At 33.9% G+C, this 12765-nt stretch carries 7 protein-coding genes; 4 read left to right on the top strand and 3 right to left on the bottom strand.

Annotation, left to right across the window (positions count from 1 at the left end; translation table 11 throughout):
* Positions 1 to 46: 46 nt before the first annotated feature.
* The 3 genes from FC88_RS03290 to FC88_RS03280 form a co-directional block, all read right to left on the bottom strand.
* Positions 47 to 1942 (bottom strand): hypothetical protein, encoded by a 1896-nt coding sequence (locus FC88_RS03290; RefSeq protein WP_057812752.1) that lies wholly within the window; start codon positions 1940 to 1942, stop codon positions 47 to 49.
* Between the two features lie 196 nt (positions 1943 to 2138).
* A complete protein-coding gene (locus FC88_RS03285; protein WP_057812750.1) occupies positions 2139 to 3155 on the bottom strand; it encodes an aldose epimerase family protein in 1017 nt (338 codons plus the stop codon).
* 1 nt (position 3156) lies between these two features.
* Positions 3157 to 6456 (bottom strand): DUF5107 domain-containing protein, encoded by a 3300-nt coding sequence (locus FC88_RS03280; protein ID WP_057812748.1) that lies wholly within the window; start codon positions 6454 to 6456, stop codon positions 3157 to 3159.
* Between the two features lie 175 nt (positions 6457 to 6631).
* Between FC88_RS03280 and FC88_RS03275 the strand changes: the two genes are divergently transcribed.
* The 4 genes from FC88_RS03275 (at position 6632) to FC88_RS03260 (ending at position 12563) form a co-directional block, all read left to right on the top strand.
* The gene (locus tag FC88_RS03275) at positions 6632 to 7546 is read left to right on the top strand and encodes an AraC family transcriptional regulator (RefSeq protein ID WP_057812745.1); all 915 of its coding nucleotides are present in this window, start codon (positions 6632 to 6634) and stop codon (positions 7544 to 7546) included.
* Positions 7547 to 7664: 118 nt separating this feature from the next.
* Entirely contained in the window at positions 7665 to 8915 is a 1251-nt protein-coding gene (locus FC88_RS03270; protein ID WP_187323349.1) for an oligosaccharide MFS transporter, read from the top strand.
* Between the two features lie 17 nt (positions 8916 to 8932).
* On the top strand, positions 8933 to 11260 hold the full coding sequence (locus tag FC88_RS03265; RefSeq protein WP_057812742.1) for a beta-galactosidase: 2328 nt from the start codon (positions 8933 to 8935) through the stop codon (positions 11258 to 11260).
* A gap of 58 nt (positions 11261 to 11318) precedes the next feature.
* Complete coding sequence (locus tag FC88_RS03260) at positions 11319 to 12563, top strand: PTS transporter subunit IIC (protein WP_057812740.1); 1245 nt, start codon at positions 11319 to 11321, stop codon at positions 12561 to 12563.
* Positions 12564 to 12765: the final 202 nt, after the last annotated feature.

Raw genomic sequence — 12765 nt, 5'->3', positions numbered from 1 at the left:
AAAAAGCCGTCCAAAACATGGGCGACTTTTTTGCTGCAAGAAATATTTAGTTATTTATCACGTCAGAGGCTTTAACGAATTCGTTAGTTGCTACACGATAATATTTTGTCTCGTTAGCACCCAAGTATGCAATACGGTCGTATTTCCAAGCAGTATTAGCAGCAAGTCCTCTGTTGTTAACGATTTTGTCCTCTACATTTGAGAGGTAAGTCACTTCAACGTCTTTCGTGTTAACTATGCCTTTTTGAGCTACATAACGATAGACATCGCTGTCCTTAACCCATTCATTAGTGGCCACACGATAGTATTTTACGCCATTTAAAGTAATGATTTGGTCAACTTTCCAATCGGAGTTGGCGGCTAATTGACGTTGTTTATTTTTAGTCATTTGACCAATGTTGAAGTCGTATAAATCAACTGGCTTTTTCATTGTTCCAACTAAACCGTTGTAATGACTGGGTAGGTTAGAATCAGTGTTATTGCCATTTGGATTATTAGTTTGATTATTGTTGTTGTTAGGTTTTTCCTCATTAGTATTTTTCTTAGTGTAAGTAACTTTTTCTTCAGTTGTAATTTTTCCATCTTTATCGACGTGAGCAATTACGGTTGTTTTATCAGCAACATAGCCATCTTTTTTAGGAACAGTAACTGTAATGTCTTCACCAACTTTACCAGTAACGTTTTTTACTACTTGTTTGCCTAAGTTAGATTCAATTGTAACGTCGGCAGTGACTGAAGTATCAGGAGTTTCATCAGCTTGGTTAGATTCGTAGTATAGTTCTAAAGTCGTTGTTCGACCAGCGTTATCATCGTTAACGAAAACTTGATTATCTTCAAGAGATTCACCACTGATACCATAAATACCAGTATTTAAAAAGTTAGGTTGACCATTGATCGTACTTGCAGCACCGATTTTACCAAAGTTTTGATCAAAAATTTTACTGTGCAAAACAGAGCCAGTTTGAATAGTAGTGCCAAGTTGAGGAACATATTCATTGATAGTACTCATAGCAGTTTTGCTTTTGTTTAAGGTAGCTACTGTACTATCGGGCATTTTAGGTTCATCTTGAAGTGGAATCGACCCATGTAATTCACCAGTAACTTTTTTAGAGAAGTAAGGCTTGTTATCTAAGTAAACTTTGAAATTGATCGTATAAGGCTTAGCTTTTTCTAAGTAAACTGTAAATTCCGTTCCGTGATCTTTATCGATTTCTTTGCGATTGTATTTTTCAATGATTGGGCTATCAAAATCAACATCATCGTCATCATCTTCGGATTCAAAAGGATTCCAGTTTGCTAAAGCTTCAAAGTCCATGTTATAAGCATCAAAGTAACCTACTGGTTCAGGAGCATCATAAATTTTTCTTAGAGGTTCAATCATAAATGTTTCCTCAGAAGGAAAATCACGATACTGTAGAACTTCTTTTTGCTCATAAGTGTAAAGTTCCTTTTTTGTATCTTTTAAAACGTAGTGGATTCTGGCGGAACCTTCGTATAACTCATAGACAATATCTTCTGTTATAGGATTTCCATTATCGAATAAGGTAAAAGTTTTGGTATTGTCATCATAAGTCATTTTTAAATTGATGTTTAAAGCTTCATATTCTAAGTGTCCACCCCAATTGGACTTCGTATAAATACTAGGTGTTGCGACAGTGGTTTCTTTCTTTTCTTGAAGATCCCAAATATTTCGTTGATTCAACTTAACATATCCATTTTCTAGGAATTGTCCAGTTTGAGCATAAGCTTTGACCGGGATTGAGGCTTCTTCCTTTAAATCAGACAGTTCAAATTTTTCACCGAAATGGAGAACTTTTCCTGAGGGGACCATATCGTCGACATTTCTAACAATTGCAGCTTTAGTATCAGCAGTTTGAATTATTGGGCTACAAAAGCCAGTTAAAATTAAAGCAGATAGTAAGATAGTTGTTTGTTTCTTCATAATAAAACTCCTTGCGTTTTGTGGTAGGGGGTTTCTTCAAGTTTTCCTTGAAAGCAGTTACAAGTATAGCAAGGAAAATGGTATTGTGAAGCAAAAATATCATGATATATCAACAAACAATTAATCACAAAAAGTAAAATTATATTAAATATTTAAAAAACTGCGACGAAATTAATCGTAGCAGTTTTTGATTTCTTTAAAACGTAAAGTTCCACGTGGTTTTTGCATAGTATTGTTCATCAGGTGTTAAAACGATATCCAGTAGACGAATGTCATTAGTTGGGGGATATTGAGCTTCTAAAGCAATACCACCGTATTTACCAATATTTTTAGTGAAATTGGTATGATTAAAATGATTTCCAGTATAAGCGACAATTGATGGATTAGTAGTTGTCATTTTTAAACATTTAGTTTTGTCGCTAGATTTTAATTCGGCTGCTATGGGGTCACCATTGAGAATAAAAGGATGATTCAAACCACCTTCTTGTTTGATCTGAGGGTCATTAGAGTTGATGGTGGCTCCAATTTGAGCAAATTTTTTAAAATCGAAAACACTATTCTCAACGGAATTTTCTTTGCCGAAAGGTAAGTGATCCTTATCCAAAGGCAAGAAGTTATCAGCGTTGATTTTTAATTGGTTACTCTCAATTGATGTGTTTGGGCCATCCAGAGCAAAATAAACATGATTAGCAATGTTGCAAAGAGTCGTTTGATCACTACTGGCGCTGACTTCATAAGCCAAAGTATCAGTGTTATCAAGAGTATAAGTTATCGTTAAATCTAGATTTCCAGGATAATTATTGTGACCATTAGGATCTATTAGATGGAAAATAACTGAGCAGGAATCATCGTTAGATTGTGTTTGAAAAGAAAATATCTGAGTATCGATACCTTCGTAACCACCATGTGAGTGAGTTTTATTATTTTCATTCAGTACGAAACGATTAACTTTTTTGTTACTTTCTTGCCACAAGCCATCTTTAATACGACCAATTACTCGTCCAACGCTACCACCGAGGTAATTTCTTTCTTTATCGTAATCACTTGGTTTTTCGAGACTTAAAATAATGTTCTCGAGTTTTCCTTTGGAATTAGGTAAGAGAATCTTTTCTAAAGTTGCTCCATAATTGAGCAATTTGACGGTCATGTTGTTGTCATTTTGCAAGGTGAATTCAAATTTATCTTCGTCGTATTTTTGCTGAGTAAGTTTCATTTTATTCGAAATTCTCCACGTGTTTTAAAGATTGAAAATGATTTGTCAAAGTGTCGATTTTATTGAATGTTTTCTTTGCATCATCATTTTTGCCTAAGCCTAAGTAGCCTAAGCCAATTAAATAGTAACAATTAATACTATTCTTTTCCTGATAATTTTCATCAAATAGTAAAGAATCAGGTAAAGAAACGGCAAAGTAATCGGGTGTGATTTTGTCGAAAAGATGTTTTTCACCATAAGAGATCAACTTATGATATTTAGCTAAAGCTTTTTCATGATTGTCTAATTCGTCAAAGGCGAGACCTTGATAAAACATTGAATCAGCTGGTTGGTCGTTGTAATACATCATGCTTGAAGGTTCATCAATACCTTTTGTTGCTTCTTTAAGATAGAAGTTTGCTTGATCAGGTTGATTGTTTTGTTTGTATGCTAGTCCTAAATAATATTCGACAATATTATCATGAATGGTTGATAGTTTACCTTCACCAATGTTTTTGGGGTAAGTGAGTGCTTTAGTCATTTTGTCGATAGCCTTTTGTGGTTGATTGTTTTGTAAATCAAGTTTAGCTAATTCAACTAGTGAATATTTATATTGAGAACTGACTTTACCTTCGCCACCTTCCCAAGGGTGAAAGTTATGAGCCATGATTTTATCATAAGCTTGTTGATAATGACCAGTTTCGTTGAGTAGGCTAATTAATTGGATATAACTATCGTCACGTTGGATAACTAGTTTTTCGTTCTTAGTTAGGAAGTCTAACCGCTCTGACAATGGATAATTCATTTTTTCATATAGGTTGTCTAATTCAAAAACTAAACGAGCATTATTAGGATCCAATTTAAAGGCGGTCTGTAAGGCTGTTAAGGCTTTTTGTGATTGTTTATCCTTATTGAAATATTTGATTGATAAATTACGATAGGCCATTGAATACTGTGGATTTTTTCTAGTACATTTTTCCCAGGATATCTGAGCTAAATCATAGTTTTTACGATCGTAGTACATATTGCCTAAGTAGTAATTAGCTAGGCCGTCGTTGGGATTCAATTCAATGATTTTCTTTAAAACAATTACATCAAATAATTTGTTAGGGAAAACGTAGTCAGGTGATAACTGTGCTGCAACCTGAGCATGGTGAAGTGCATCTTCGTGTTGATTCATTAATTCGTAAGTGTATGACAAGTAGTATTCCTTAAGTGGGTTATTTGAATCCGATAGGCTAAGAACGTTGATGGCATCTGTGAATTGTCCACTTTCAATCAATAATTGTGCTAAAGATAGAACGTCATTTATTTTTTCGCTAGTTTGTTTTAGCAGTGAATCATTTGAATAGTCATCATTCATTAGCTTAGCTTCATATAGTAAGGCTAGATTCAATGGATCTATAGCAAGACTTTCTTGGAGTATATCATGTGCTTTTTTACTTTGTCCTAGAAGATTTAAGATATGGATTTTTAAAAATCTCGTGTTCATATCTTGATAATTATAATTTAGTGCTTGTTTTGCAAAGTCTAAAGATTCTTGATATTTTTCAAATGAAATTGCTAATTTCATCAATTCAAAAAAGCTAACTGATTTAGTATCGTCTGACCAAGTAGCTTTATAAAAGGCATCAAAGGCTTCAGTTAAACGATTTTGCTTACGTAATGATAATCCTAAATGATACATTGCACTTCCTGAACGTGGATTAGTGTTGTGCTCATCAATACGGCTGATAGCTCTTCTGAAATATTTTTCACTTTCTTTGAATAAACCACTGCGATATAAAAGAAGACCATAAGCATCATTGATACGGCTATCTCGCGAGTCACGTTTTAATCCTTCCAAATAGTAATCTTTAGGATTAAAACTGGCATGACGATATTGTTCCAAGTGTTGACCAGCAAAGAACAATTCATCATTAGTCTTGATATTTTCTGGTGAGTCGATGGCTTTAGCTGGATCAGGAATATTTTCAATCTTTTTTTCTTGTGGTTTATAACTGACTAATAAATTATTGTCTTTATCGAAAAGTGCCAATTCTAAGCTTTCAAGAGGGTAATCAATATTAGTCTCTGAGGTAGTAAACGGCTGATCTGGGGCAATATTAATTTTGAAAGTTTTAATAATGTCTGTACCATGCTTTAGGTCTAAATGAGCCCCGTCATATTTAGCTGTTGTGTAAGCTGATAATTCAAAAATATCCTCATTCTTAGTTAAATTGATGGCACCGTTAATAGTAGCGTTTTTGACTGAACCGACTTCACGGTAAGGCATGAAGTATTCAACGGAATGTTTTTGCTCGTGAGGATTTAGCCAAGTAAAGTCAGGTTGATTATCAGTAAAAGTACCGACCATTAGTTCAATGTAAGGACCGTCGTTATCAGTTAATTGGTTATCCCAAGCTTTTCCAAAGTCTCCATTTCCCCAAGTCCACTGTTTTTTACCAGGAGATGTGTGATGGTCAGCAACGTGTAATAGTCCAGCCTTTTTTTGATAATCATAGTTTCCTAGAAAATCGTAATCGGAATGTGCCACCATATATGAAGTTGGAACAGGGATGTTCTTGTAACGAGAGATGTCTACCCCTTTAGAGTAATTCATTTTGTAGTATTCACCGGTTGCAATAGGGAAAGTTGAAACAGCTCTTTTACCATGGTCAAATACAGCATGAACGTCAGGTGGAAAGATAGATTGAGTATAATTGTTAACAGGAACAGCGGGATTAGCCCACCATAAGAAGGTTTGTGGTAATTCAGTAGGATTTGAGAAAGTTTCATCGAGTTTTAAGTATGATTTGTCTTCAAACAGAGTAAAGCCAACAACGACTTTTGTTCCATACATTCGATCAACGTCACTCATCCAAAGTGTTTTAGAACCATCGGAGTTATTTTGAATCTTGTAGTTAATTGGTAAATAAGTATCGGGACGATGATGTTGTGGCCAGTTAAATTCGATACCGCCGGAGATCCAAGAGCCGGCTAAGCCTACTAAGGCAGGTTTAATAACGTGGTTGTAATAGACAAAATCATAGTTATTAGTTTTATCTAACATTCTTTGAATTCTGCCACCTAGTTCTGGTAGGAAGGTAATTTGAACGTACTTATTCTCCATGATTACAGCAGTATATTCTTTGTTTTCTTTAGTATCATGGATCTTTTCAGTAACGGGGTAAGGATAAACTTTACCGCTACTACCTTGATAAGCACGATTTTCTAAAAATAAGGGATTCTTTTCGGGTTTACCAGTTTTATAAGTTGGAATAGTAATTTTTTTCTCAGTAATAGTTACTTTTGTATCTTGATTATTTTTAATAGCGTCCATTTTCGAGTCTCCTTTTTGGTTTCTAATGGACATATTATTACCGAAATCGCTTACTTTGAATGCATAGTTGACTACTAAAGATGGACAATTTTACACTAATTAATGTAAGCGCTTTTTAAATCCGAATATAATGTTATATTGATAATAAGAGTACAAGTTAATTGGAGGGATTTAATTGAAAAAATTAGACGGATTTGCAAATGAATATTTGTTTGTTTTACCACAAGAAATAATCAAAGAATTTAGTTTCTCTACAATTTTAAAAAATTTGTACATTACAGATTTAGGATTTTATCCTCATGCTGAATATCACTACGTTCATCGACCAGTAGGTGCAAATGAATGGGTGATGATTTTTTGTACTAATGGTGAGGGTACAGTTGAATCGAAAGATAATAGTTGGAAAATGAATCGGGGATCGATCATCATTATGCCACCGAATCAAGAACACACTTATTATGCATCGAAAGATAAGCCTTGGGACATTTTTTGGGTACATTTTACTGGAACAATGGTCAAAGAGTACTTATCTCCATCATACAATTTCAAACCAGAATTTTGGTATTTGAATGAAAGTTCTGAAGATAGCAATAATTATTTAATGTCGCTTTTTTGGCAAATGATTCAGGCTTTGTCATCAGGTTTTTCATTTGAAGCTATTTTTTATGACTCACAAGTTTTGGGTACACTATTGTCTTATATAATTTTGCATACTAAATTACCACAAGATAATAAAACAATGGGAAACGAGCATTTAACTAAGGCTATTCAATACATTTATGATAATTTGGATAGACCAATTTCTTTAAAAGATTTAACCAATTATTTGGGTGTATCAGTGAGTTATTTGAGCAGAATATTTAAAAAGAATCTTGATATGGGAGCAAATGAATTCATCACTTCAATCAAAGTTAAACAAGCTAGTCACTACTTACAAAACACTAATTTATCAATTCAGCAAATCGCCCAAAGCTTAGGGTATAATGATCCTTATTACTTTTCGAGAACTTTCAAAAAGGTTTATCAAGTTTCACCAGCCCACTTTAGGAAGCAATACGGCAGTGGATTAAAAATTAGTCATCCAGTGTAGATTTGTCCATCTTTTAAAGAAAAACGTCTATTTTTATGTAAGCGCTTTTATTTTATTATTTTGTTGAATTCAAAAACGTAGGTCTACAAAAAATAAAATAATTGAGGAGTTGCTAGAATTGCTAAAGTTAGATGTTCGTAAACGTAATTATATTGCTATTAGTGCAGTTAGTTTCTTTTACCTATTTGCCTGGTCAGCAGCCATGTCTTTCTTTGTTATTTGGTTGGGTCAAGTAATGGAGATTGGCAGTACTCAAACTGGTATTCTTTATTCTGCCAATTCATTTATGGCATTAGTTATGCAGCCACTTTTCGGATATGTTTCCGATAAGATTGGTTTGAGAAAGAATTTGTTATTAGGAATCTTATTGATTCTCCTACCAATTGGGCCATTTTTTATCTATGTTTATGGTCCTTTACTAAAGAGTGTTTTTTGGTTAGGAGCTGTTATTGGAGGAATTTATTTAGGATTTGTCTTCAATGCGGGTTACGGTGCCATTGATTCATTTATGGATAAAGTTTCTAGAAAATACGGTTTTGAATATGGTAGATGTAGAATGTTTGGTTCATTCGGTTGGGCCGCTGCCACATTTTTAGCCGGTCGTATTATTAACATTGATCCTAATATTACTTTTTGGTTAGCTTCATTAGCTGGATTGTTGGCTATGATTGCTTTGGCTGCAACTAAGATTAATCTTACGGTCGAAGAAAAAGAAAAAGCCGATTCTGTTAAAGTTAAAGATACATTTGGACTTGTTAAAAACAAGAAATTTATTTTCCTATTAATTTTTATGATTGGTGTCGGTTCAATTTATGATGTTTATGATCAACAATTTGGTACTTATTTTGTGCAACAATTTTCTTCTGAAGCTGTTGGTAATAAGTGGTTTGGTGATCTAGGTTCTATCCAAACTTTCTTTGAAGCAATCTTTTTAGCGGTTGCTCCTGTAATTTGTAAAAAATTAGGGGCCAAAAGAACTTTGCTACTTGCCGGAACCATTATGTCAATTAGAATTGTAGGTTCTTCATTCCAATGGGGACCACTTTGGATTGGAATTATGAAGTGTATTCACTCATTTGAAAAGCCATTATTCTTAGTAGCTCAATTTAAGTACATTTCTTTGAACTTTGATTTACGTTTATCATCTTCTGTATATTTAGGATGCCTATTTACTAGTTCAGCTATGTCAATCATCCTATCACCATTGTTTGGTACTTTTTATGCTGCTATTGGATTTTCAAATACTTATTTGTTAATAGGTATTTTGTCCAGTGTATTCACATTAATCTCAATGAAATTGTTGACAGGTGATAAAAAAGCCCTTAATTATGGAAATCAATTTGCAGAGGGAAATGAAGCAACTGCTTAAAAGGAGAAAAATAAATCATGAAAACTTTTGAACACTCAATCGATTTAAGAAATCAAGTTAATGATATTCATCCAGCATTGCCACAATTGCATGGTAAGGATCCGCAAGGCAACGAATTTAGTTTTACTAATCATTATATGGTTCGAGACAATCATCCATTCTTTGGAATTTGTGGTGAGTTCCACTTTAGTCGTTACAATTGTGAAGAGTGGGAAGATGAATTGATCAAGATGAAGATGGGTGGTATCAATATTATTCCTACCTATGTCATTTGGAATCATCATGAAGAAATTAAAGGTCATTTTGACTGGACAGGTAATAAAGATTTAAGACGTTTTATTCTTTTGTGTAAGAAACATAATATTGATGTAATTTTAAGAATTGGACCTTGGGATCATGGTGAGGCAAGAAACGGTGGTTATCCTGACTGGCTTTACGCTGAACCGTTAGTTCCGAGATCAAACGATAAACGTTATTTGATGTTTGTAAAGAAATTGTATGATGAGATTGGTAAGCAAGTCCATGGTCTGTTTTATAAAGATGGTGGACCTATTATCGGAATTCAACTAGAAAATGAATTCCAACACGCTGGAGCATCCTGGGAGATAACAACTGGAACTAGTAATGAATGGATTCCATCAGGTTTTGATGGCAATGAACACATTAAGACTTTAAAGAAATTAGCTAAAGAAGCTGGCATGGTTGCTCCAATTTATACTGGAACTGGTTGGGGTGGTGCCGTTGCTGAAACAGATACCGTTTTACCACTTTGGGGTGGATATGCATTCTGGCCTTGGATTTTCTATGACAAAACAGTCAAAGAACACCCCGCAACTCCAGAATACATTTATCGTGATTATCGCTATCCAACTTACAATTTCGATCCTAAATATGACCCTAAGGAAGTACCTTATGCAGCCTGTGAAATGGGCGGAGGTATGACTGTATTTTATGGTTATCGTTTTAAACTTCCATATCAAAGTGTTGATGCTATGACTAATGTAAAAGTTGCAAGTGGTTGTAATTTTGTTGGATATTATGTATTCCACGGTGGCTCAAATCCTCGCGGAATCAAGACACCTTATTTGAATGAGGCTGCTACTCCCAAAATCAGCTACGATTATCAAGCTGCTTTAGGTGAATTTGGTCAAGCGCGTCCATCATATTATCGTCTAAAACGCCAACACTATTTCTTCGCGACATTCCAAGATGATTTCTGTAAGATGGAAACAGTTTTGCCTGAAGGTGCTGAAGATATTAAGCCAGAGGATACCAAACAATTAAGATATTCAATTAGACAAAAAGACGGATCTGGCTATGTCTTTATTAATAATTATCAAGACCATATCGAAACAACCGACAAGAAGAATGAGTCAATTACATTGAATTTGGAAAATGAAGAATTAAGAATTCCTAATAAAGGCGGTTTTGATATAGACAAAGAGGAAAGCTGTATTTTACCATTTAACTTGAACCTGAATGATATGTTACTTAAGACAGCAACTATTCAATTGATTACTAAATTGGAAAAGAATAATCAAACTAATTACTTCTTCTACCAACCAAAGGGAATGAAACCAGAACTAGTTTTCAATAAGGAAACTGTTAAGGACATTAAGCTTACTAGTGGAAAAATCGATCAAGAAAATGGCACGATTATTGTCCACCCAGATAGTTCACAAATGACTAAATTAACATTAATTAATCAAAAGGATAAAGTGATTAATTTATATGTCTTAACTAATGAACAAAGTTTAAGCTTTTGGAAATTTAATTTTAATGATGAGGAAAATGTTTTGTTTGCTTCTTCAGAATTACTAGTTGATGAAAACGGCTTAAGATTTGAAAGTGAAGATAATGAAATTAATATTACGGCAATTGACGGACTAATTTCTGATACATTGCTAAATAAGCTTCCTGTAATCTCGGATGATGATTTAACTACGACTTATAAGTTAAGTACAGCTAAAGTCTCACCTAAATTTAGTGAAGAACATGTCACAGATGGCAAAGTGATTTTGAATATTGACACCAATGACTTAATTAAAGATTCAGTTAAAGATTTACGCTTGAAAGTCGACTATCAAGGGGACATTGGTTATGCCTTCTATAATGATGAGTTGATCAATGATAATTATGCTAATGGTAGAACATGGGAAATCGGTTTGAGACGTAATCTTAATATAGGACATGATGAACAAGTTTATATTTCAATTACTCCAATTAAGAAGGGGCAAGAAATTAAAAGTGATTCACCAATGGCTGCTAGAAGTGAAGTTGACTCAGGTGAGATAATGGAACTTGAAAACATTGCTCTAACACCAGTCTATGAATTCAAAATTTAGAGGGTAAAAAAGCTGGAAGTGTATCTCTTCAGCTTTTTTGCTAGGGGGGATACAATTTATGAGTTTTTTTACTTTTGCCAATGGCTTGAGTGTCGTCTGTATCTTGTTAATTATTGTTATGATAATTGGTAAGACGCATTTTACCAAAATAGTTGAAAGCATTATTAAATTTTTAATTGCGATTATGGCAACGACCTCATTAGTTTCGTTGTTGATGCAAACTTATAATCCTGATATTGCCAAATTAGTAGCAAAAACAGGGTTAAATTTAAATGTAATTGATTTAGGTTGGACGCCAGCAGCTATTATCACATGGACTTCAGCTTATAATTTATTAGTTTTATTAGTTATGATGATCGTTAATGTGATTTTGTTGCATTATCATGTTACGAAGACTTTAGATGTCGATGTCTTTGATATTTGGCATTTGTCATTCGTAGGTCTATTAGCGATGTACATGGGTGCAAATATTGTTGTCAGCTTGATTTTCGTGATTGCCTTAGGAATTTTGAAGTTTATTAATTCAGATTTGATGAAACCAACTTTTAATGACCTAATGAATGATCAAAAAGGTCCGATGACTTCAACTCATATGAACTACTTGATGAATCCTATCGTAATGCTGTTGGACGAAATCTGTAATTTGATTCCGGGTATTGATAAAATTAATTTCAATTCAACTAAATTAAATAAAGCGGTCGGTTTTTGGAGTTCTAAATTTGCAACCGGATTTTTCCTAGGAATTTTAATTGGTTTATTCGGACAAATCAGTTTGAAGGATATTTTTGGATTGGCATTCTTGTTAGGAGCTTTCATGGAACTGTTCAATCTCATCGGTTCATGGTTGACTTCTTCACTTGATCCAATTATTAAAGTTATCACTGATCATTTAAATAAATATGGCGTTAATATGAGCTTTGTTGGTTTGGATTGGGCCTTTTTATCCAGTCGTCCCGAAGTTTGGTCAGTGGCTAATATTTTAGCACCTTGCTTGATTATCGAGGCTTTCTTGTTGCCAGGTAATCGTATTATTCCTTTGGGTGGTTTGATTGCCATGGGTATTACACCATCGTTGTTGGTTGTAACACGTGGAAAAGTCTTTCGAATGATTATTATTGGAGTAGTGGAAATTCCAATTTTCTTGTGGTCAGCTACTTTAACAGCACCATTTATTACCTCAATGTTTAGGAATATTCTATTGAATGATACGAATATTGGGATGATTGGCTCTGCTACTAAAGAAGGACCAATTGAACAATTGTTGTTTACTTGTTGTTATTCTTCTGGTATCGAGGCAGAATGAAAAAACGTAATTTAGCTTATCAATCAGAAACAAATTAATTTGAGCCAAAATAAATAGGATGCAGATAATAATGAGACTGCTGAAAAAGTAGTTAACTTAATGAGGAAAGCGTTACTTGAATGCGAAAGCATTCGGTAGCGTTTTCTTTTTTTGTTATAATTAGGCATCGAGGTGATTGAGATGCTCCCTAAACAAAATAAAC

The sequence above is a fragment of the Companilactobacillus futsaii JCM 17355 genome, from assembly GCF_001435505.1.
GTDB lineage: Bacteria > Bacillota > Bacilli > Lactobacillales > Lactobacillaceae > Companilactobacillus > Companilactobacillus futsaii.
This window is presented reverse-complemented; position numbering and strand designations above follow the sequence as displayed.